Here is a 20,788-nt window from a genome sequence, read left to right on the forward strand (position 1 = left end):
CGTTTCAAATCAATGGAGGGTCATGCCTCTGCGATAACTGCGATCGACACCTTCATTCCCTTAGGTCGGATCGGTAGCTTCGCACCTTGTCGCGCAGGGGGCTCAACGGGAAACCACCTTACCCATTCTTCGTTCATTCCCGCGAAGTCTGCCTCCTCCGCGAGAATGAAGGTGGCGCTGACGACCTTTTCCAGCGAACTGCCTGCCGCAGCAAGAATCGCTGACACGTTGCGCAGGCATTGACGGGTCTGTTCCTGAATGGTCTCACCGGGGACGTCTCCGGTGGCGGGATCGAAAGGACCCTGGCCTGCGACAAAGACCAGACCGGCCGCCCTCACCGCCTGGCTGTAGCTCGGCGGCGTCTGGGGCGCCTGATCAGTTCGGATGATCTCTCTGGGCATGCTCGTCTCCTTCATGAGTCCGGGTGTTCATGAGCCGTGGCAGCGTTGGCATCAGACCCACAGCACGTTCGTCAGAAAGACCATTGACGCGGCAAGGCTCAAGACGCTGCGAACTCCATGAAGTCTGCCCCACGTCTCGAGCAACGCACGCGTTTCAGCCGACGCGAGATCGCGTCCTTGCATCAATAGCTGCGCGTTAGTGGGCCTGATGATAATCAAGGTGAACGGGACGACGCTGCCTATGAACAAAGCGCCGGCTAGCCAGCTTGCGCTTCCGCCGAGCCGCCACACCACAATAGCGGCAATGCAGCTTACAACGGCCAACGGCGCCTGCATTAGCGTCGCGCGTTGGTACGCTGGCACCCAGACGGTTGCAGCCGTCCTGGTGTCACATTGCATCCGCGCCGGGTGCTCGACGAGGCTGATGTAGATCGCCGCGCCTGCAAAGACAGTACACGCCAGCGTGGCGATAAATTGCGCAACCACCAGCATGCAAGCCTCCGCGCGGCGACGCCCGATGAACATTGTGATTGATACGTGCATGGACATTATGCCCTTTCGCCGATTGGCTGCGTCTGGTCGCCCGCTTTCCTTCGCGAAGGTCGCATGTCTGATCTTACCCACGGACCGTGGACACCCTGAAAGGTCCGTTACGTCGAGAGAGCCAGACGCTCCAGCGGGTAGCGTCGTGTCGATATCTCGCTCTCGTTTGCCGCCGGCGCTCTGCTTCGTTCGGCGGCCGCTCAACCTCATGCGTGCGCCAGGTAATAATCAAAAATTGGCCCCAAGCTGCAGGCGGCTTTCGTTAGAATCAGTTTTCACCGAGACAAAAAGCATATTTTCATTGTTGCCGCGGTATCAAATCATAAATACTGCTGGCCTGATTCTATTGTTCATCTTTTACCGGAGGCGAGCGTGCCGGGTTTACTTCCCCATGTCGACCGCGAGGGACTCCTTGAATATTCAGTGGTTTACACCGACCGATCGATCAATCATATGTCGCAGCTCTTTCAACGAGTCATGCGCGATATTTCCGACACCCTGAAAAAAGTCTACAACGCGAAGTCGGCCGTTGTCGTCCCGGGCAGTGGGACTTTCGGCATGGAAGCCGTCGCCCGGCAGTTCGCGACGAACAAGAAGTGTCTGGTCATCCGCAATGGCTGGTTCAGTTTCCGCTGGTCGCAGATTTTCGACATGGGCGATATTCCGTCCGAATCGATGGTGTTGAAGGCGCGTCCGGTCGAACAAGGAAGGCAGGCCGCATATGCACCGGCCCCGATCGAAGAAGTGGTCGCTGCGATCAGGGAAAACAAGCCGGATCTGGTCTTTGCGCCGCATGTCGAAACCGCATCCGGGATGATGCTGCCCGATGCCTGGTTGCGCGCAGTGTCCGACGCGGTGCATGCCGTCGGCGGCATGTTTGTACTGGATTGCATCGCTTCCGGTACGATCTGGGTCGACATGCAGGCCAACGGCGTCGACGTCCTGATCAGCGCCCCGCAAAAGGGATGGAGCGCGTCACCCTGCTGCGCGCTGGTCATGCTCAGCCCTCTCGCCCGCGAAAGAATCGATGCAACGACCAGCACCAGCTTCGCTTGCGATCTTCGCAAATGGCTGCAGATCATGGAAGCCTACGAGAACGGCGGCTTCGCGTACCACGCCACGATGCCCACGGACAGTCTCGCGACGCTGCGCGACGTGATGAAGGAAACTGAGGCATACGGCTTTGACAAGGTGAGAACGGAGCAGCTTGAACTCGGCGAGCGCATTCGCTCACTCCTGGCTGGCAAAGGTTTCAAAAGCGTGGCGGCCGAAGGTTTTCAGGCACCGGGCGTCGTGGTCAGCTACACGGACGATGATGGCATACGATCCGGCAAGAAATTCGCCGATGCAGGCTTGCAGATCGCGCCCGGCGTTCCCCTGCAATGCGACGAGCCTGAAGATTTCAAGACCTTCCGCGTCGGATTATTCGGCCTGGACAAACTGCATGACGTCGAAGGCGCGGTCGCCAGGCTCACCAAGGCGTTGGACAGCATTCTTTAGATTGCCTTTCCGGAGCATGCGCGGACGGCTCGCCCCTGGATTGCAACCGCATCGGCGGGGCGACTTATAGAACTCATTTCATAAAAAGGAGGGCTCGCGTTCGCACCAGAATCGTTGCTGGAAAGGCACGCAACGCAAGTCCTTATCTTTGTGACCACCCTCATCCCTTAAACGGTAGCTTTTGCTCAATGTCGCGGACCGATGTTCAAACCGGTGCGCGAAATGGCGAGATCCGACCCTTCACGGCGAGTCGGTCCTCTTGGTGCGGATCGCCGAAAACGGTACATCGGCCTGGTTGTCGTGGAAAAAGTGTCTATTTCTGGCCGAACATTGATTCGCTCTGCCATTAGCGATACCTTTACATCGATCCTGGTCGTCGAATTCTGGTCAACGAGGGGAGAACCGTTTCGTGAAGAGAGCGTGGGCATTCTGCTGCGTCGTCACCTTGAGCGCGATCCTCGGCGCATGCGGTAAGGAGGGATCGCAAAACGCGACTGAGGCATCGGGCGCATCCGCGAGCCAGGCGCCGGTTCAGCCAGCGCAGGGCGCGAGCGAAACGCCCGCTGCATCAGGCGCGCAACAGACGGGCGCACTGGGCGTCGTCACCAGGACACAGTTGCCGGGGGAAGCAGCCGAAACACTGCGGCTGATCAAAGCGGGCGGCCCCTTCCCTTTTGGCGACGACGGCGTCCTGTTCCGTAACAGTGCGCTTTTGCTGCCGAAGCATCCGCGCGGCTACTACCACACATACACGGTTCGCACGCCTGGCTCGACGGATCGCGGGCAGCGCCGGATCGTATGTGGCGGACCGCGCAGGCAGACCGGCGACTGCTATTACACCGACGATTACTACGCCAGTTTTAAGCGCATTGCCGAATAAAGACGGGATTAACTGCAATATGTGTCGGCCTCCCGGCAGAAGCTGGTCGGCCGCCGCCAGATGCAATCGGCCGTCGCCGACCGACTACGGTCGTTCGTTACGAGACCGCGCCACTGCTTCCAAGGTATAACGCCGTCGATCTCGACACCGAGAGCCGGAAGCGACTGTCGGGCAACGACCGTTCGCCATTTCACAGAAGCTGGGCAGGCACCAGTCCGTACCTCGACATTACACCGATCAGCTTTTCGCGGTCGGGCGGCCCACCGGCATTTATGATTGTTCCGACATCACGAAAATACTGCGCTCCGATGTCGGGCGTAAGGACGACCAGGGCGCGTGCTGTATCAGTGTGCGGGTTGCTGAAGTGATGGACCGATCCTCTTGGGCTAAACATCCATTCTCCCGGCGTTAGGTCTCGGACTGTTCCATCGACCGAGCACCGAAGCACGCCCTCCAGGAGATAGACGCATTCTTCGTTACGTGTATGGCTATGTGGCGGCGGGGCTGGAGAGTCGGGCGGCACGGTCAGCTCAAAAATACCCATGCCGCCTGTGGCCGTTCCATCGAGCAGGTACCGGATGCGCAATTGACCAAGTTTGATTGGGTCGCCTGTCGGCGCGCCGTTGGGAGTCATTTTCAACCTCCTCCAGATCAGGGATTTTCGTCAGTCCGCCACGGTTGTAGGCAATGAAGGCGCCGCTTGGGGCGCGTCGGCCTACGGAATCTTTAGAGTCGATTTAACTGGCTGGTCTCGCAATTGCCGCCGCAGCGCTTTGCCGACAGGCGTTTTCGGCAGATCGTTCACCAGGACGACCACATCCGCCTCGGTCAACGCCGGATCCTTTTTCGCCACGAACGCGACGGGCGTCTCGCCGGATTGTGGGTCCGCGACGCCGTCAGGGTATTGCGAGAGCCAAGGCCTCTCTGCAAACAATCTGCGACGTTTGCGGCTTCCAACGTTGTGCAAGACCGATTTGGAGGCAAACAGTATTCTCGTCGCTACTTTCCAAGTGTGTGCTAGCGCGCATACGCGTAACAATTGCCTGACTTCGACGACGTGATGAAGGTAAAAGGGAGGTCAGAGCAACCCGTCAGCACGGCGACGCGAAACCCGTATCTGGCGACAATCCGGGGAATGCTGAATGCGGCAGTCAGGTCGTGGGCGTGGATTGATCGTGTACCTCAACTTGCCGACATGCCAGAGTCAAGAAAGCGGATTCGCTGGATCACGCCAGAAGAAGCGCGGTGTCTGCTTGACGCAATGGCAACCGACTGGATGCGGCACGTGACCGAGTTCGCTCTGAACACCGGCCTCAGATGGCCGAATATCCCGGGACTGGAAAGATGACGGATCGACCAGATGAGGAGTGCCATCACCTTGTCTGGCACTTAATCTAACCCCATGATTTATAAAGAATAGTCTCGCGCCGGTCAAGGTTGGGACTATCACGGTTTTACAAGGGTTTCTGGGTGGTGCCCTTTGATTGTGGGCGAGATTTGGGCACACCCTTGGTCGCAGCATATCAGCCTGGGTTCAGTGATCGGAGCTTTATGGCTCTGCTCAGCGCGACGGATCAGCGATATTTGTAGCCCGCTAAAGCGTCCGCAGCTTTTGTTTTGCCATCGCAGTCCAACATGTGCCCGAGCACTGCCCGTTTGGTTTTCAGGTAGAAAGCGTTTTCACTGGTTGGCGTAGTGACAAGGGGCACACGCCGTTCGATACTCAATCCGAACTCGGAAATTCCTTGGTACTTGAGCGGGTTGTTTGTCATCAGCCTCATCTTTGTCACCCCCAGATCCTGCAGGATCTGAGCACCGACCGCGTAGTCTCGCGTATCCACCTGAAGACCAAGTCGCAAATTTGCCTGAACAGTATCGAGGCCCTCATCTTGCAGGGCATAGGCTCGCAGTTTCTCGGTCAACCCGATGCCGCGCCCTTCGTGTCCCTTAAGGTAGACGACGACACCGCGGCCCTCCGCTGCGATTTGCTCCGTCGCCAGGTCAAGTTGTGCCCGACAATCGCATCGGATCGACCCGAAGACTTCTCCGGTCAGACATTCCGAATGAACACGCACGAGAGGAGCCTCGCGGCCCGCCAAGTCGCCCATGACAAGCGCAACATGTTCTTCCCCCGAAATGGTTTCTCTGTACCCATATACCGTAAACACGCCATATCGGGTGGGCAAACGCGCCGCCGACATGCGCTCGACGATGCGCTCCCGCCTACGACGATACGCAATGAGATCCTTGATCGTGATAATGGGCAGCGAGTGCATGTGCGCGAACTCCATCAATTGCGGCAACCGCGCCATGGTTCCATCGTCATTGACGATCTCAGCCAGCAAGCCGCCCGGCGCCATCCCCGCGAGTCGCGTGAGGTCAACCCCCGCTTCTGTATGTCCCGCACGTCGCAATACGCCTCCGCGAGCTGCCCGCAACGGGAAAATGTGCCCCGGCCGGCTAAAATCGCCGGCGATGGCCTTTTCGTCGACAAGCGCCCTAACGGTGATGGCCCGGTCGGCCGCTGAAATCCCGGTCGTTGTGCCAATGCGGTAGTCCGTGCTCACCGTGAATGCGGTACTCATTGAATCGCTATTGCTCGCCACCATCAACGGAAGCGAAAGTGCGTCCAAACGTTCTCCCGGCAGCGACACACAAAGCACTCCGCTCGTGTGACGCACCATGAAGGCAAGGTTCGCCTCTGTGGCAGCCTGCGCAGCCATAATCAGATCGCCTTCGTTCTCACGGTTTTCGTCATCCACGACAACGACCATCCGGCCCGCCGCGACTGCGGCAATTGCAGTTTCGATTGAATCCGTCTTCACGTCCTTTTCTCCTCCATACCCGAACTTGTACCCGCACGGCGCTCTCGATCAGGTGGCGCGTCGATTGCCGTCCCGATGACGATAAAAGAACGCTGCCGACTGCGCCTCCGCGGCCTTGTTGTTCCGACGCATGTCTATACGCTGTTCTCATGCAACTCGCGGCGCAGCATCGATGGCTCGGAAGAGCGCAAAAGAAGCGTGGCGAGGGTTCATGGCGCTTTCCCCAGCTTCCGGCTCCTGTGCTCGCGGGGCCTCCGATTCGGGCAGGTCTTCATCCGGATCGCCGTGCTTCGCGAACCGACAGCTTGCGCACCGGTGCGATTGCCGTGCCCACCTCGTCTGCGCCCGATGTGAACGCCAACGCGTGCAGCACACTGCCCCGACCTGCTGCACGGGCTGCGATAGCTCATAACGCCGGCAATCATCGTTGGGCCTCACATCCCTGGCTGTTCGACGAATCGGCTTTGCCCTCCGCTTCGGTCATTTCCGGGCGTTTAGCAACGATTGGGGCCGTGATCAGTACCGCCTCAGCGAAGCGTCGCAACGCCTGCAATGAGCCGTGCACGCTCCGGTATTCCTGCGTGCCAATACGGCCATCAAGCGTGACGTGCATCCCCGAGGCAATGGCTATTTTCAGAATGTCCATAGGTCACCTCCTCCTGAATGTGGGCAGCCTCGGCAAATCACGTCGAGCGCTCAAGCTGCGCCCCGCGGTCGCGTGGCATCGATTTCGATTGCCAGGCCACAATGCCTGCTGTTGTCCTTTGAAGCCCGCTTAGTCCAAAGTGAGCGTCGGTCTCTTGGGCGCGGGAGGAAAGACGCTCCACGAGCGGTCTTCGTGGCGGAAGAAGAAGATTTTTAACGCGCAGCCCGTCCGAATTGCCTCCAGGCAGACATAGCGGCATGAAGACGACTCCGCGCACGGGGATCGCGTAAGCCGATAGGCGTTTCCCGCCGCGAGACCAAACCATTTGTCGATGAGCCAACGCAACGACTGTCCGCCCGCACTCATTTCCGCCTCCTGATGCCCCATTCCCGGGATCGCTCGCTGGACTGTCCGTGTCGTCGACCGAGCCCTGTACCTACGACCAAGCATAAATGTGTCTCTTGACTAAATATTAGTGGTTGCTTGACTAACACACAATCGAAGATTGCTAGGGGTAAACCCGCTATACAGCTGCTTTCGCGGCATCTTGTGTCGGTATCTGGTTACATGATGAGGATCAACGACTAACATTTTTGAGTCACATGACTTATAATTTCGGCAGTTGTAGGCCGAAATCCACCAGAAGCGACCCCGCATTGATGAGCTGCGATGAAAGATCTGAAGTTGACATCTGACGAAATTCGAGGGGCTCATCCTGCTCCTGAGCCCAAACGTCGCGGTAATCGCACCACACGCGTCCCCGAAATTCTGGAGGTGGCGATCAGCGTATTTGCCACGGAAGGCTACGTCGGTTTCACGCAACGCCGCATTGCGAACGACGCAGGGATTCGGTTGAGGACGCTTCAGCATTACTTCGGCACGCGTGAGGAGCTATTAAGAAGCGCCATCCAGGAACTGGCTCGCCGCTACATCGCTGAGTACCGGGAGTTGGCAAGAGACAATGCTCGATCGCCCGAGGACCGCCTCGAGCGCATCGTCGATCAAGTATTCGAGCTGCTAACAGGTCCCGAGCGACACGCGGGTGCCTTTGCGCTTCATTGCTGGAGCCTGGCCGAGCATGAGCCTTTCGTGAACGAGCTGATGGCCGGGAACCAAAGCGAACTCATCGATATGTTTTCGGGTCTTATTGCTGAGCTCAACCCGTCACTTCCATCCGGTGAATGCGCGTTGCGCGCAGAGCTCATCGTCTCGCACCTGCATGGTCTCGTCGTCTTTATCCGCCGGCGCGGCGACAATGAGACCGGTTGGGATGCCTTAAGAGTTGCCACAAAAGCAGTTTGGAAAGCATTGAGCAGAGCCCCTCAATAAGAGCAGATACATGCGCGGTGTTGCGGAGGACTTGCGGGACCGCCCAAAGGGTTGCCGCCAACGCGATATGGTGACACGAGCGGCCCCGGAAACGAACTGTTTACAGCGGGCCGATTACGCCGGGAAGCGATTGTGCATCGGGCAGTCTGCGCGTCCCACCTCTTTTGCTCGATGTCTTATACAACTCAACAGCCGCCATATTGAATCCCTGCTCTGAAAATATCGCAGCCAGTTTCTCGGCTACCTTTTGCATCGTGAGCAGATACTTGTGAATTCCGGCCTTACGGGTAAAAAGGTTCCCCGGTATGATCAGAGCAAGAGATGCATAGACGTTGTTGCTGTCTTTAACAGGAACGCCCAGAGCCCACAGGTTGTGTTGCATGCGCTCTCCGTATCCTCGATCGTTGACCGCGTATCCTTGAGCGCGGATCTTTGCCAGGAGAGCCTTCAGCTTGGACGGCTCACGAGCGAGTTCAGTGTCTGTGCCTGGTATATCCGCAAGCGACGCGATGATTCGATCCTGTTCCTGATCGTTGCAATACGCCAGATATGCCCGGCCAAGGCACGTCATCAGCATCGGCGCACGGAACCCGCTGGGACGATTGAGCTGCAGGACCCCATCCTCGTTACTGGAATGGATCGTGATCATTGAGTCGCCATCACGAATAGTCAGGACCGATGGCCAGCCGACGGCACGATGGAACTGAGAGTGGACGGGACCCGCGGTCTCGGCTATGCGTTGTGGAAGATTGAAGCCGCAGCTCAGCTGCATGGTTCGTGCGCTGGGAAAGTAGGCCGACTCCTTCGAGTCCTTGACAACGTAGCCAGCGTGAATCAGCGTTTCGAGCATACGTATGACCGTTGCTTTGTCCAGGCCCGTTTGAGCGCGGACCTCCGCAACCTTGGCTCTTTGCAGTCTGTTCACAACTGTCAGAACCGCCAACCCCCGTTCGAGAGCGATCACTGGATTGAAAGAAGTCACTTTTAACTCCGAGTCGGATCAGATCAGCGCACCGGGTAACTCAAGTCCACCCTATTTTACGTCGTCCGTTCGCTGTGCTTTGATCCGGTCTTGCCGTACCGAGCCGGCGAAGCAAACTCGAGCGACGAATGACGACGATTATCGTTATAAAATGCTTTGATGTATTCGAACAAGTGGTGTTGACCCGCTGCCACCGACATTAAAGCTCGGCGACGAGTTCCGGTACGAACGTGAACAGATCCCCGACAAGTCCATAGTCGGCCACGCTGAAGATCGGTGCTTCCGGATCCTTGTTGATCGCTACGATCACCTTCGAGTCCTTCATCCCTGCGAGGTGCTGAATCGCACCCGAGATGCCGACTGCCACATACAGCTGCGGCGCCACGATCTTGCCCGTCTGGCCCACCTGATAGTCGTTCGGCACGAAGCCCGCATCCACCGCCGCGCGCGAGGCACCCAGCGCCGCGCCGAGCTTGTCCGCCAAAGGCTCGAGTACGAGCGCGAAGTTCTCGCCGCTGCCGAGGCCCCGACCGCCCGACACGATCGTTTGCGCGCTCGTGAGCTCGGGACGAGCGAGCTTCGTTACCTCCCGGCTCACGAACTGCGAGATGCCGCGGTCGGCCGCCGCTTCGATCTTCTCGATCGCTGCACTGCCGCCCTCTGCCAACACCGCATCGAAGGCCGTCGCCCGGACCGTCATCACTCTGATCGCATCGCTCGACTGCACCGTCGCAATCGCATTGCCCGCGTAGATCGGGCGCTCGAACGTGTCCGCGGAAACCACCGCGGTGATATCGCTGATCTGCGCGACGTCGAGCTTCGCCGCAATGCGCGGCGCGACGTTCTTGCCGTGGGCGGTAGCAGGAACGAGGATGTACGAATAGTTTTTCGCCGGGTTTTGCACAAGCGACAGCACCGTCGCCTCGACGTTTTCCGCCAGACCGGCCTCGAGCTGTGGTGCATCGGCGAGTAGGACCTTCGCGACGCCTGCAATCTTCGCCGCGGCTTGCGCCGCGCCCTCAGCGTGGTGACCTGCCACCAGCACTTGAATATCCTGCGACACAAAACTCGCGATAAGCGCTGCCGCCGCCACCGTGTTGCGCGTCGCGTCCTTGATCGACGTGTTGTCGTGTTCGGCAATTACCAGAATTGTCATGTTCGTTGTCCCCTCACGGCACCTTGGCCTCGGTTCTCAGCTTTTCGATGAGCGTCCCCACATCGGGCACGATCACACCGGCAGCGCGCTTGCGCGGCTCCGTGACCTTCAGCGTCTTCAGCCGTGGCGTCACATCGACGCCGAGGTCCTCCGGCTTCAGCGTCTCAAGCGGCTTCTTCTTCGCCTTCATCATATTGGGCAGTGTCACGTAGCGCGGCTCATTGAGGCGCAGGTCGGTGGTGACCACTGCGGGCAGCGTGAGCGAGAGCGTTTCCGCGCCGCCGTCCACTTCGCGCGCTACCGTCGCCTTGCCGTCGGCGATCGTAACCTTTGAGGCGAACGTGGCCTGTGGCAGATTCGCGAGCGCGGCCAGCATCTGGCCGGTCTGGTTCGAATCGTCGTCTACGGCCTGCTTGCCGAGGATCACCAGTTGCGGCTGCTCCTTGTCGACGAGCGCCTTTAGGAGCTTGGCGACTGCCAGCGGCTCCAACTCTTCGTTCGATTCGATCAGGATCGCGCGGTCCGCGCCGATCGCGAGCGCCGTGCGCAGCGTCTCTTGCACTTGCGCAACACCTGCCGACACGGCGATTGCCTCCGTCACCAAGCCCGCTTCCTTCAGACGCACCGCTTCTTCCACCGCGATCTCGTCAAACGGATTCATCGCCATCTTTACATTCGCAACGTCGACACCCGTTCCGTCCGACTTCACTCGAACTTTCACGTTGTAGTCGACCACTCTCTTGACTGAAACAATGACTTTTGCCATGGATATATATGATGGTGGGTGCTGTCCTCGCCACCTGATGCGAATTCCGCTCAGGTGGCCCCGCTCGCCGCTAGACTCGTCAGGTCGACGATACTTGGCACGGCCGATGACCAATTCTCTAGCGCGTACGTGCCAACTATCTCGTCCCAGTAAGCCTCGGACCCAAACTGCAAGCGCTGAGAATGCAGAGCTCGCGTATAGAGCTGCAGATCGTATTCAGCGGTGATTCCCATTGCACCTGTCAGCGAGTGGGCGGTATTCGCGACAAGCGGCGCGGCGCGACTCGCTCGCGCTTTCGCAATCGCACGACGTAACGACGACTCCGATGCACAGCCGCTCTGCACGGCGATCTGCGCGGCCGCTACGTGCTCGGCCATCACGCTCAGGTTATGCTGAACCACCTGAAATTTTCCGATCGACCGCCCAAACTGCTGACGATCGCTCACGTAATCAACGGTCATCTCGAGTACGCGGGTCATGGCGCCGACCATGAAGGCCGCAGTGACCAGTGCACCGAGCCCGAGCAGGACGCCCGTGTTCGGTTCCTTGCCCGCGCACACCGCGCCCATATGTTTCCCAACGCCAGCAGGGAATACAACTGTCGCGTCAAGTCCACCCCACTCAGTGCGCGGCTGGACAGTTGCGTCATCGATGTCGATAAGCCTAAATCCGTCGCTCATCTCGACAAGAACCGATTCGCAAGCGAGACCAAACGGGACAAATGCCGTATTGGACGCTGAACCATCTAGTACGGCAAACGCAATCGGACCGCAGGGGAGCGCCATCGAAGCAGCCGCGAGCAGCCGACGAGCGATCATCGTGTGTGCAGCGGGCAGCGGCATCGCATGACGGCCGAACGCAAATAGCACACCTGCGCACTCATCGAGTGAGACGCCCGATCCACCGGCCGACTCCGGCACCAGCGCATCGAGAAAGCCCAGCTCGTCCAACGCCTGCCATAAGTCGCGTCGCGCGTTATCCGCGCCAGCGCCGAGCATTTCGCGCACCAGTGCCGGCGTGCACCGCTCTTCGAGTACCGGCTCAATAGAGGCGGTCAGCATGTCATCCATCCGTCTCTCCTCTCAGCGAAGTCCAAGCCCGCGAGCAATCATGCCGCGCAAGATTTCGCGCGTGCCGCCGCGCAGCGAATATGATGGGGCGATCTTCGTCACGTAAGCGAGTGCGTCCGCGAGACTCGACTCGATACCCTGCAGCGGACGCGTGCCGAGCAGATCGCCAATGACTGTCGGTATCGATTGTTCAAAGCTCGTGCCTAGGTCCTTCACAAGAGCGGCTTCGATAGCCGGACTCTCGCCTTTCGCAAGCCGGCCGGTGATCGACAGCGACAGCTCACGCAATGTGGCAAGTTCCGCGATCAGCGCACCGAGCGCACTACGCTCACTCCGTGAGACGTCTTGGCCCGCACGCTTTGCAGCCTGTAATGCAAGCAGCCATTCCTCGAGCAAGATGACGCTCGAATAGATTCGCTCCGGGCCGCTTCGCTCGAATGCCAGCTCGGCGGTGACCTGCTCCCAGCCGGCGCCTTCCGTGCCAATCAGCGCATCGTGACGCAACTCGACGTCATCGAACGTGACTTCGGAAAAATGTCGATCCCCCGCAATGTCCTCGATAGGAGCGATACTGACTCCCGGTAACGAAAGGTCGACGATAACTTGCGACAGGCCGCGATGCCGATCCTCCGGAGTGCCCGAAGTGCGAACCAGGGCGATCATGTAATGCGACTTTTCTGCATTGGTCGTCCAGATCTTCCGCCCGGTGAGGCGCCATCCATTCGCAGTTTGCGCAGCCCGCGTGCGAATGCTCGCAAGGTCCGAGCCCGCATTGGGCTCGCTCATGCCAATGCAAAAGAAGGCTTGCGCAGCGCAGATTTTCGGCAAATAAAACGCTTTCTGCTCGTGAGTGCCGTATCGGGCAATCAGAGGCCCACTCTGGCGGTCCGCTATCCAATGCGCCGAAACTGGCGCACCGACCGCCAGCAGCTCCTCAACGAGCACGAAGCGGGCAAATGGACTTCGTCCACCGCCGCCGTAAGGTTTGGGCAAGGTCAACCCAATCCAGCCCTGCTCCGCCATCGCCCGGCTGAAACCGGCATCGAATCCCAGCCATGACCGCGCGCGCGTCGCAGGCGCAAGCGCCCCGAGTGCGTTACGTAGGAAGCTTCGCACTGGCGCGCGCAGCGCTTCATCCTCGGCGGGAATGCGGGTAAGAGAAAACCGATCGATCATCGTGCTACGCCCGTGTGCATGAATGTCAAATCCATCGAATCGCCATGCGTTCGTACCGTCATTGCGGCTGGCCAGCCAGCAAGCGCTTCACGCTGTAGCTCAGTACCAGTTCGTCGCGCTGGTTGAACACTTCGACGCGGCTCGTCACAACGGCTCGATTGTTCTTTGACGTGGGTTTCACCTCTTCGACTTCCACAACGCCGTAAATCGTATCGTTGACCACCACCGGCCCATGCGTCTTCAGCGAAAACTCGAGCAACGCAAGGCCGGTTCCCTGCACCATCGTCTGGAACAGCAGGCCTTCGATCAATCCGCTAGTCAATGCGGCAGGCACGGGTCTTCCACGCATCGCGCCGTGCTCGTACTGCGCATCGATGAAGATCGCCTCCAGCATGCCCGTTGCCGAGATGAAGTTCACGAGGTCGCTCTCGGTCACCGTTCGCCGATAAGTGCGAAAGCGATCTCCCGCCTTAATCTCCTGCCAGTAAAAACCACGGCCGAGCTGCCGTGCGTCTCGCGCATGAGCCATATCTCCTCCAAAGTTGTCAAATAGTCTGCGGCGTCGGCAGGCAGTCGCCGCCATCGTCGTATCCCTGGCGAATGGAGCACAACAGAAAAGCGCCCGCAAACCCAGGGCCGCAAGTCTCGAGAGGTACTGTGACGCGACCAGCGAGCCCTTGCTCGGTCACTGACCCGCGTCACAGTTCAAGGACGAGTTGCTTCCTGTCGCGTCGACGAAGATTCACCAGCTCGATGTATTCTCTGCTGTACTTGAGCTTCTCATCATCGACTTCCACCACATTAGTCGTCCCCTCACCGGGGTCCTTGCGTGTCACATTGACGAACGTGCAGCCACCGCTCAAGACATAAGCGCCATGCCACACGCCTCGGTTGATGTGTGCAACATCGCCCTCTGCCAACACAAAGGCGCCAACGCGGCTGTAATCGAATTCCATCTTCTCGACTTCGCCAGTCAAATCGGAGGGGGCTGGCGCATACACCATGATCATCGAACCCTTGAGCACAATGAAACTCTGCGTGTAAGTGCCGTGGATCGCCATCTGATCCAGCGTCTGCCTGACACTGCTGTTGTGCTCCAGCGTGTTGATTTCCATTGCCACCGCGCCATGTCCGGCATCGACCTGTGGAAATATCGGATGGTCGCGATCCAGCACGTCCCCGTAAGGCTTCATTCCGTCCCGCGTCAGGGGCTGAACTTTTACTCGCACGATCTCTAAGTTGTCTTCCATCTCAACACCCCAAGTCAATTTATCTTGTATAGCTTAGCGGCATTGGACCACAGTACCCTGGCCCTGTCCGCCTCCGAAATCGCGGCGAAAGACGATTCAACCTGCTTCTGAACGTCGGGCCATGAAGATGTCCCGAGCGGGAACTTCGTCGTCCATAGCAACGAGTCCGAACCCAGATATTCCGTCACTTGCTTCAGGTTCACGCGGTCGTACCAGCCCACGACAAAGCAGTTGCTACGGAAGAGATCCGACGGCCTGGCCTTATAGCTGTAGCGCTCATCGAGGCGCCACATGCCGAAGCCGTAGTCGCCGCCTTCAATGGTGAACGACGTCAGTCCCATCGCACTCTCGGCGAACACCACCTTCAGCCCGGGGAAGCGCTCGAAAACTCTCGAAATGACAAAGTTGGACAGCATCGCCGCACCAGTCACGGGGCGCGCAATTGCACGGAACGCAGCCGCCACCGCCGGAGCGTAGCCACCGTACGGCGTCAGCTCCATCGAGGGCACGATGCCGGAGTGGAAGCACACGGGAACGCCTAGTTCCTCACATGCCTTCCAGACAGCGTCGTAACCTGAGTCGTTGATGTGGGGCGCGCCCTTGCGGACCTGGTCCGGGATGCCGGGAAAAATGACGCCCCTGTGGCCTTTCTCGACCGAACGGATGAGCTCGCCGCGCATGGCCTCGAACGAGGACAACGGCAAAATGCATTGCGGGATGAACTTCGGATTGCCCCCCCACTCGTCGATGAGCCAGTCGTTGTAGGCCTGAACGCAGGCCAGTTCGAGTTCCGGATCCTCAATTCTTCCGAACGTCTCGCCGCCGATGCCGGCGACGGACGGATAGAGCACGGCATATCCAACACCCTGTGCCTCCATCGAGGCTGCGCGTTCCGTGACGTTGGTGACGACGGACGGTACGTCGCGCCATCTGGTCGGTTCGTCCGAGCGATCGGGCATGCACGCTGCTGCTGAACCCGATCCGAGTAGCGGGACCTCCACGCCGTCAATCATCCACACTTCGGTCCCGTCGTCCTTGATACGAATATGCGGTATCCGATCGCCCCACTGAGCCTTGGACATACGCGGCGTCCATACATCCGGCGCTTCGATCACGTGCTCGTTTGTACTGATGACTTGAAAAGACATTATCCCCACCTCCTCCACAACCGTTCAATGTCGAATACGCAGAAGCCCGGCTACCGGGTTTCTTCTTCCTTATAGAGATCCAATACATTCTTGTAGAGAACGCGGTCACGGGTCTCTTTCGGAATGTCCCTAAACGATCGGTCGATAACCTGCTGGGAAACCGGAAAGGTCGACGGGTTGTGCGGAAAGTCCGACTGCCACATGAGATGCGACTTGTCGATCTGTACCGCCTTCACGCCCTCAGCCTCGAACCAGGAAGAGAGGTGAACCTGTTCTTTTAGCCGTTCGCTAGGCCGATTCTTGATACCGTGCTTCCAGAGCGAACGGCGCTCCCATTCGTGATCCAAGGATTCGAGGGTGTAGTTAAACCAGCCAATGCCAGACTCCGCGAGGACCCACTTGAGCTTTGGGAAACGTTCGAGCACGCCGCTGAAAACGAGATTCGGCATGAACTGCGAAAGGGCCGACCACGAGGAAGGCGCCGTGGCCACCCAGGCTTGTGGGCGCGCATAACCTTTCCACATCGACGTGCCAAATGAAAGTGCGGCATTGGCGTGCCAGTGAACCGGCATGTCCAATTCCTGGCACGTCTCCCAGAATGGCCACCAATGCGGATCGGCGAACGCCGGCAACTTGTAGTTCAGGTTGTCGTTGTCGATTCCCCAGCTGGAGCTCGCGCTCCAACCACGCGTCTTGCCGACCACCTCGCCCGGTTCGGCTACGATGAGGATCCCCTTGTAGCCCATCTTCGCCACCCGGCGGACCTCTGCGATGGTCACGTCGAGACCGCCCAGATAAGGGGTGAGCGCCAGGGGAATGAAGTTCTTGCTGACCTGGTACCATTCTTCGTACATGGCATCGTTGTAGGCCTGGACACAAGCCAACTCGAACTCCGCGTCACCCTGAAAGAACGTCGCGTTCTGGATCGGTGGATTCGGGTAGAGAACCTCGCCGTCGATTCCATCGGTAGCCAGTACCTTGAGACGCTCAATCGGATCATAGATGGCCTTCGGCACCTCTTCCCAGTGCTGCGGGAACGTCGCGCGCATGGGATCGTTCATATACGCCGCGCAGTTCGACACGCCGCGCTTCTCAACGATCATCCCGTTGACGCGCCAGCGCTCGACCACCCGATCGACCGGGTCTGACATGTGCGCCTTATCGCTCGTCTCGACGAGCTGCGGAATCCGGTCGCCGAACTTCGCCTTCGACATACGCTGAGTGAAGGCATCTTTATGTATCTGCCCGTGAGAATCGGAACTAACCACACCATATTTGATTTTCATCTCACTTCACCTCCAAAACACTTTTGGATTAAAGACATCGCCATCCGAATGACGTCAATCAGAAATGCCGAGCGCGCGGACAGGCACACTCAGCTCACGCGTCCGAGTATGAAACGTCAAGACGCTTTGAACCTATGTGTAAACCTCACGCCCTCAAAGATCCCCTAACGCCAAAGAGCCATTGCTTTTACCATTCTTTCTCTCCTCCGATAAAATCAGCCTAATTCGTAGTCCTCTTTTATTAAATCATCATCGTTCTGCGATGATCAGGTCGCAATGCTTCTAAGGGCGTAATTGAATGTCGGCGCGCACTATCTGCCCTTGAAGACCGGCGCGCGGCGTTGCCGAAAAGCCGCCAAGCCTTCCTGATAATCCTCGGTCGCACCCGCCGCCCTTTGCGCATGCCGCTCTGCGGCGAGTTGCTCCTCGAAGCAACGCTCGGCCCCGTCCCAGTACAGCTGACGCGTGATCGCGAATGAACGCGTGGGTCCGGTCGCAATCGAAGCGGCAACATGCTGCACATGAGCGATCAGCTCATCGTCTTCGTATACGCGGTTGACGAGGCCCCATTCGAACGCCTGAGCGGCAGACAAACGCTCGCCGAGCAGTGACATCTCCATGGCCCGAGCCCGACCGATTACCCGCGGCAGCATCCAGGTGGCACCACCATCCGGAATCAATCCAACGTTCCGGAAGCCGTGAAGAAAGAATGCGCTACTTGCGGCCAATACCAGGTCGCCCATCAGGGCGAGACTGGCTCCGAAGCCGACCGCGGCTCCGTTGACACCCGTAATGACCGGCACCATCAAGCCGCGCAGGCGCAGGATCAACGGATTGTGCGTTGCCTCTAGCGTGTAACCTGCGTCGGCCGGCCCGGTGTTTTCGCTATCACCGGGACGCAGGCTCCCACCCGAACAGAATGCGTTGCCCGATCCGCTCAGGACCACGCAACGAACCCCGGAGTCCGGCGCCTCGAAAGCATCGAGCGCGGCAATGATTTCGCGCACCATTGCAGGCGTTGCCGCGTTTTTAAGAGCTGGATTGTTGAGCGTGATCGTTCCCACGCCATCGTGCGCAGCAACGATGATCTGTTCGAATTTCGCCGTGATCGCGTTCATACGTAAATAGACCTATCGGCCCGTGGAATCTTGTTGAACGGAATGCCTTTATCAGCCCGAACATCGGGAGGCAGCCCCAGAACCCGCTCGGCAATAATGCCGCGCAGGATTTCGTCCGCTCCTCCTTCGATGCGGGTGCCGGCCGAGCGCAGCAGCATGGCTTGAAAGCGACCGCCAGCCGACGCCTGCTTCCCCTGTATCAGGCCTGCCTCGTTCTGCAGATCGATCGCGAACATCGCGATTTCCTGCATCGTCGTGCCGGCGACCAGTTTGCCGATCGACCCCTCCGGACCGGGAGGCAGGCCCTTGCAGAGTGCGGAAATGCTGCGCGACGCGGTGTGCCTCAAACCGCTCGTGCGAACCGCCCAGCTCGCGAGCTTCGAGCGTACCCACGGATCGTCAATTGCCTTCCCCTCACCACCCCATTCCGCCGTGCAGCAGTATGAGAACAGTTCCTTGAATCCGGTGGGCATGCCCCCGTTGCCGACGGTGAGACGTTCGTTCATGAGCGTGGTCAATGCCACCTTCCAGCCTTGCCCAACGGCTCCGAGCCGCTGACTGTCCGGAATAAAGACGTCGGTCAGGAAGACCTCGTTGAATCCGGATTGCCCCGTAATCTGTTTGATTGGCCGGTGAGAAAGCCCCGGTGTATCGACGGCCAGAAAGAACATCGTCAACCCTTCGTGCTTGGGGACGGAAGAATCGGTTCGTGCGAGGAGAATGGCGTAGTCGGCATAGTGCAGATGGCTGGTCCAAACCTTCTGCCCGTTGATCAGCCAACCGCCCTCACGCCGCTCGGCCCGAGTGATCAACCCCGCCAGGTCCGAGCCGGCCGCCGGCTCCGAAAACAACTGGCACCAGATTTCCTCACCGGAGGCAAGCTTGGGCAGGAATCGCCGCTTCTGCTCTTCGGTGGCCCAGGAGATGAGCGTAGGCGCACAGATACCATGCCCGGTCATCACAATCTTGTTCAGCAGGCCATAGACGCCCTCCTCTTCATGCCAGATCACCTGCTCGATCGGCGTAGCGTTGCGTCCGCCGTATTCGCGGGGCCACTGAATGCACGCCCAGCCGGCAGCCTGTTTTTTTCTCTGCCACGCTTTCGATGCCGAGATCATTTCGGGCGACTCGAGAATGGCATCACCGAAGCTCGCCGATCTCAGGACCTCATAGAGATCTTGCGGCGCGTTCCCGGCAAGCCACGCACGTGCTTCGGCCCGAAATTCTGCCTGCTCGGGGGAATCGACAAAATCCATGGCGACTCCTTTGGATACGATGGCGTTGTCATCCTGCGAACCGGGCGGCGCTCGCAAAGGCAGGCTTCTCTCCCTTTAGGAACGCTTCGACGGCTGCCTTGTGGTCGGCCGTCTGATTGGACAGCGCCTCATACGAAAGCGCGGCATCCAGCGACGCGGACAAGGCTTGTCGCAGGCCGATATTGATGACCGCCTTGCTCCAGGCCACCGCGCGCGTGGGACCGCTGGCCAATTTTTTGACCAAAGAGCCAACGCACACATCGAGTTCGTCCGCTGGAACCGCGGCGGTGATGAGCCCGATCTCTTCCGCTTTCCCGGCTTCGATGAAGTCGCCCGTCAACAGATATTTCTTTGCCCGCATATGGCCGACGAAGCATGACCAAAGCGTTGCCCCGCCGTCTCCCGTCACAAGGCCGACACGCACATGGGGATCAGCGAGGCGAGCACGATCATCGGCGATGACGAAGTCGCAAGCCAAAGCAAGCGTACAGCCCATGCCAACGGCGTCGCCGTTCAGACGGCAGACGATGGGCTTCTCGCAATCGATGACGCTGTAAAGCATCCGCTTAGCGTTGACCAAACCTTCGTAGAACTGGTCCGGTTCACGAATCTGTTCCAGCATCCAGTTCCAGTCGCCTCCCGCGGAAAACGCCCGACCTGCACCAGTCAGCACGACTACGTCCGCCTCGGCGTCCATCGATGCTTCGATGAACACCGTGGATAGCTCAGTCAAACTCTGGCGATCGATCGCATTGAGCGCGTCGGGGCGATTCAACGTGATATGCAAAACGTTGCCACGACGTACTACTTCGAGCGCTTCGTATTTCGTGTAGTTCATGCAAGACCTGCGTTATGTACGGATTCAATGATCATGGTTCGCAAGCGGCTCGCGAACGACCGTCAACGGACAAGGTCGAACTCGATGGCTAACCGAATTCAGCTTCGTTGGTCGCGTTCTTCGTCGATTGTGTAATAGTCCGGCGACCGGACGATCAACTTCTTCGCAAGAAGACAGTCCTAGCCGACATACTTCATTTCGGCGCACCGCTTCAAAAACTTCCAGCTTGAACCCACCTTGACATACCTGTCGGTGTAGACGACAGCGCTTATCCAGGAATAGTCCTTCGAGTTTCGCAATTCGACATAAGAGCGGCCGCTGGCGCGGCCCTCGTCGAGCAGTTCCACGAGGTGGTTATGACCAAAAGGGCGCGGGCTCATCTTTGAGATGCCGGCCGTATAGAAGGCGCGCAGCTGTTCGTGACCACAGACGTCTTGCCCGGCCAGGGGGCCATTGAGGACCTCGATGCTGCCGTGCTCAATAAAGAGGCCGACAATCGTTTCGATGTCGTCCCTCCACACCGCGTCGTAATAACAGACGACGAGATCTCGAATCGCTTCGCGATCAAGCATTTCCCGCGTCGCTTGATATGCATCAGTCATTGCTTGTCTCCTAACT

21 protein-coding genes and 1 pseudogene are annotated in these 20,788 nt (G+C 58.8%); 3 read left to right on the forward strand and 19 right to left on the reverse strand.

Annotation, left to right across the window (positions count from 1 at the left end; genetic code table 11):
• Positions 1 to 20: 20 nt before the first annotated feature.
• Complete coding sequence (locus P3T23_RS29845; protein ID WP_429319687.1) at positions 21 to 401, reverse strand: RidA family protein; 381 nt, start codon at positions 399 to 401, stop codon at positions 21 to 23.
• A 51-nt stretch (positions 402 to 452) separates the two neighbouring features.
• The gene (locus P3T23_RS29850) at positions 453 to 893 is read right to left on the reverse strand and encodes a DUF1772 domain-containing protein (protein WP_429319688.1); all 441 of its coding nucleotides are present in this window, start codon (positions 891 to 893) and stop codon (positions 453 to 455) included.
• 423 nt (positions 894 to 1,316) lie between these two features.
• On the opposite strand from P3T23_RS29850, the gene P3T23_RS29855 reads away from it, so the two are divergent.
• Positions 1,317 to 2,444: an aminotransferase class V-fold PLP-dependent enzyme gene (locus P3T23_RS29855; protein WP_429319689.1), complete on the forward strand. Its 1,128-nt coding sequence runs from the start codon at positions 1,317 to 1,319 to the stop codon at positions 2,442 to 2,444.
• A 409-nt stretch (positions 2,445 to 2,853) separates the two neighbouring features.
• On the forward strand, positions 2,854 to 3,324 hold the full coding sequence (locus P3T23_RS29860) for a ribonuclease (RefSeq protein ID WP_429319690.1): 471 nt from the start codon (positions 2,854 to 2,856) through the stop codon (positions 3,322 to 3,324).
• 190 nt (positions 3,325 to 3,514) lie between these two features.
• Here the strand turns inward: P3T23_RS29860 and P3T23_RS29865 are convergent, their stop codons facing one another.
• From P3T23_RS29865 to P3T23_RS29880, 4 genes and pseudogenes are all read right to left on the reverse strand, one after another.
• Entirely contained in the window at positions 3,515 to 3,958 is a 444-nt protein-coding gene (locus P3T23_RS29865; protein ID WP_429319691.1) for a cupin domain-containing protein, read from the reverse strand.
• An 81-nt stretch (positions 3,959 to 4,039) separates the two neighbouring features.
• A pseudogene (locus tag P3T23_RS29870) lies at positions 4,040 to 4,219 on the reverse strand (long-chain fatty acid--CoA ligase); the annotation flags it as partial.
• Positions 4,220 to 4,898: 679 nt separating this feature from the next.
• A complete protein-coding gene (locus P3T23_RS29875) occupies positions 4,899 to 6,149 on the reverse strand; it encodes a bifunctional 3,4-dihydroxy-2-butanone-4-phosphate synthase/GTP cyclohydrolase II (RefSeq protein WP_429319692.1) in 1,251 nt (416 codons plus the stop codon).
• 421 nt (positions 6,150 to 6,570) lie between these two features.
• Positions 6,571 to 6,795 carry a hypothetical protein gene (locus P3T23_RS29880; RefSeq protein ID WP_429319693.1) on the reverse strand — a complete coding sequence of 75 codons (225 nt, stop codon included), beginning with the start codon at positions 6,793 to 6,795 and terminating at the stop codon, positions 6,571 to 6,573.
• Between the two features lie 669 nt (positions 6,796 to 7,464).
• Here P3T23_RS29880 and P3T23_RS29885 point away from each other — a divergent pair.
• Complete coding sequence (locus P3T23_RS29885; RefSeq protein WP_429319694.1) at positions 7,465 to 8,124, forward strand: TetR/AcrR family transcriptional regulator; 660 nt, start codon at positions 7,465 to 7,467, stop codon at positions 8,122 to 8,124.
• A gap of 100 nt (positions 8,125 to 8,224) precedes the next feature.
• On the opposite strand, the gene P3T23_RS29890 is transcribed toward P3T23_RS29885, so the two are convergent.
• From P3T23_RS29890 to P3T23_RS29950, 13 genes are all read right to left on the reverse strand, one after another.
• Positions 8,225 to 9,106 carry an IclR family transcriptional regulator domain-containing protein gene (locus P3T23_RS29890; RefSeq protein ID WP_429319695.1) on the reverse strand — a complete coding sequence of 294 codons (882 nt, stop codon included), beginning with the start codon at positions 9,104 to 9,106 and terminating at the stop codon, positions 8,225 to 8,227.
• A gap of 199 nt (positions 9,107 to 9,305) precedes the next feature.
• Positions 9,306 to 10,262 carry an electron transfer flavoprotein subunit alpha/FixB family protein gene (locus P3T23_RS29895; RefSeq protein WP_429319696.1) on the reverse strand — a complete coding sequence of 319 codons (957 nt, stop codon included), beginning with the start codon at positions 10,260 to 10,262 and terminating at the stop codon, positions 9,306 to 9,308.
• Positions 10,263 to 10,275: 13 nt separating this feature from the next.
• On the reverse strand, positions 10,276 to 11,028 hold the full coding sequence (locus tag P3T23_RS29900) for an electron transfer flavoprotein subunit beta/FixA family protein (protein WP_429319697.1): 753 nt from the start codon (positions 11,026 to 11,028) through the stop codon (positions 10,276 to 10,278).
• 50 nt (positions 11,029 to 11,078) lie between these two features.
• Positions 11,079 to 12,098: an acyl-CoA dehydrogenase family protein gene (locus P3T23_RS29905; RefSeq protein ID WP_429319698.1), complete on the reverse strand. Its 1,020-nt coding sequence runs from the start codon at positions 12,096 to 12,098 to the stop codon at positions 11,079 to 11,081.
• A 12-nt stretch (positions 12,099 to 12,110) separates the two neighbouring features.
• Positions 12,111 to 13,274, reverse strand: a complete 1,164-nt coding sequence (locus P3T23_RS29910) for an acyl-CoA dehydrogenase family protein (protein WP_429319699.1) — start codon at positions 13,272 to 13,274, stop codon at positions 12,111 to 12,113.
• 58 nt (positions 13,275 to 13,332) lie between these two features.
• Entirely contained in the window at positions 13,333 to 13,803 is a 471-nt protein-coding gene (locus P3T23_RS29915) for a MaoC family dehydratase (protein WP_429319700.1), read from the reverse strand.
• Positions 13,804 to 13,972: 169 nt separating this feature from the next.
• The gene (locus P3T23_RS29920; RefSeq protein ID WP_429319701.1) at positions 13,973 to 14,524 is read right to left on the reverse strand and encodes an ureidoglycolate lyase; all 552 of its coding nucleotides are present in this window, start codon (positions 14,522 to 14,524) and stop codon (positions 13,973 to 13,975) included.
• Positions 14,525 to 14,538: 14 nt separating this feature from the next.
• A complete protein-coding gene (locus P3T23_RS29925; protein WP_429319702.1) occupies positions 14,539 to 15,672 on the reverse strand; it encodes an amidohydrolase family protein in 1,134 nt (377 codons plus the stop codon).
• Between the two features lie 50 nt (positions 15,673 to 15,722).
• Positions 15,723 to 16,958: an amidohydrolase family protein gene (locus tag P3T23_RS29930; RefSeq protein WP_429319703.1), complete on the reverse strand. Its 1,236-nt coding sequence runs from the start codon at positions 16,956 to 16,958 to the stop codon at positions 15,723 to 15,725.
• 311 nt (positions 16,959 to 17,269) lie between these two features.
• On the reverse strand, positions 17,270 to 18,076 hold the full coding sequence (locus tag P3T23_RS29935) for an enoyl-CoA hydratase-related protein (RefSeq protein WP_429319704.1): 807 nt from the start codon (positions 18,074 to 18,076) through the stop codon (positions 17,270 to 17,272).
• On the reverse strand, positions 18,073 to 19,332 hold the full coding sequence (locus tag P3T23_RS29940) for an acyl-CoA dehydrogenase family protein (RefSeq protein WP_429319705.1): 1,260 nt from the start codon (positions 19,330 to 19,332) through the stop codon (positions 18,073 to 18,075). The genes P3T23_RS29935 and P3T23_RS29940 overlap by 4 nt, the downstream gene beginning before the upstream one ends.
• Positions 19,333 to 19,360: 28 nt before the next feature.
• Positions 19,361 to 20,170, reverse strand: a complete 810-nt coding sequence (locus P3T23_RS29945; RefSeq protein ID WP_429319706.1) for an enoyl-CoA hydratase/isomerase family protein — start codon at positions 20,168 to 20,170, stop codon at positions 19,361 to 19,363.
• A 179-nt stretch (positions 20,171 to 20,349) separates the two neighbouring features.
• Complete coding sequence (locus P3T23_RS29950; protein ID WP_429319707.1) at positions 20,350 to 20,772, reverse strand: nuclear transport factor 2 family protein; 423 nt, start codon at positions 20,770 to 20,772, stop codon at positions 20,350 to 20,352.
• Positions 20,773 to 20,788: the final 16 nt, after the last annotated feature.

The sequence above is a fragment of the Paraburkholderia sp. GAS448 genome (assembly GCF_050435685.1).
In the GTDB taxonomy this organism is placed as follows: Bacteria; Pseudomonadota; Gammaproteobacteria; order Burkholderiales; family Burkholderiaceae; genus Paraburkholderia.

What these genes read in the sequence shown, in the direction of transcription:
- P3T23_RS29845 (WP_429319687.1), bottom strand. Translation starts at nt 401, where the DNA reads ATGCCCAGAGAGATCATCCGAACTGATCAGGCGCCCCAGACGCCGCCG.
- P3T23_RS29850 (WP_429319688.1), bottom strand. Translation starts at nt 893, where the DNA reads ATGCTGGTGGTTGCGCAATTTATCGCCACGCTGGCGTGTACTGTCTTT.
- P3T23_RS29865 (WP_429319691.1), bottom strand. Translation starts at nt 3,958, where the DNA reads ATGACTCCCAACGGCGCGCCGACAGGCGACCCAATCAAACTTGGTCAA.
- P3T23_RS29880 (WP_429319693.1), bottom strand. Translation starts at nt 6,795, where the DNA reads ATGGACATTCTGAAAATAGCCATTGCCTCGGGGATGCACGTCACGCTT.
- P3T23_RS29885 (WP_429319694.1), top strand. Translation starts at nt 7,465, where the DNA reads ATGAAAGATCTGAAGTTGACATCTGACGAAATTCGAGGGGCTCATCCT.
- P3T23_RS29895 (WP_429319696.1), bottom strand. Translation starts at nt 10,262, where the DNA reads ATGACAATTCTGGTAATTGCCGAACACGACAACACGTCGATCAAGGAC.
- P3T23_RS29900 (WP_429319697.1), bottom strand. Translation starts at nt 11,028, where the DNA reads ATGGCAAAAGTCATTGTTTCAGTCAAGAGAGTGGTCGACTACAACGTG.
- P3T23_RS29905 (WP_429319698.1), bottom strand. Translation starts at nt 12,098, where the DNA reads ATGGATGACATGCTGACCGCCTCTATTGAGCCGGTACTCGAAGAGCGG.
- P3T23_RS29910 (WP_429319699.1), bottom strand. Translation starts at nt 13,274, where the DNA reads ATGATCGATCGGTTTTCTCTTACCCGCATTCCCGCCGAGGATGAAGCG.
- P3T23_RS29915 (WP_429319700.1), bottom strand. Translation starts at nt 13,803, where the DNA reads ATGGCTCATGCGCGAGACGCACGGCAGCTCGGCCGTGGTTTTTACTGG.
- P3T23_RS29920 (WP_429319701.1), bottom strand. Translation starts at nt 14,524, where the DNA reads ATGGAAGACAACTTAGAGATCGTGCGAGTAAAAGTTCAGCCCCTGACG.
- P3T23_RS29925 (WP_429319702.1), bottom strand. Translation starts at nt 15,672, where the DNA reads ATGTCTTTTCAAGTCATCAGTACAAACGAGCACGTGATCGAAGCGCCG.
- P3T23_RS29930 (WP_429319703.1), bottom strand. Translation starts at nt 16,958, where the DNA reads ATGAAAATCAAATATGGTGTGGTTAGTTCCGATTCTCACGGGCAGATA.
- P3T23_RS29935 (WP_429319704.1), bottom strand. Translation starts at nt 18,076, where the DNA reads ATGAACGCGATCACGGCGAAATTCGAACAGATCATCGTTGCTGCGCAC.
- P3T23_RS29940 (WP_429319705.1), bottom strand. Translation starts at nt 19,332, where the DNA reads ATGGATTTTGTCGATTCCCCCGAGCAGGCAGAATTTCGGGCCGAAGCA.
- P3T23_RS29945 (WP_429319706.1), bottom strand. Translation starts at nt 20,170, where the DNA reads ATGAACTACACGAAATACGAAGCGCTCGAAGTAGTACGTCGTGGCAAC.
- P3T23_RS29950 (WP_429319707.1), bottom strand. Translation starts at nt 20,772, where the DNA reads ATGACTGATGCATATCAAGCGACGCGGGAAATGCTTGATCGCGAAGCG.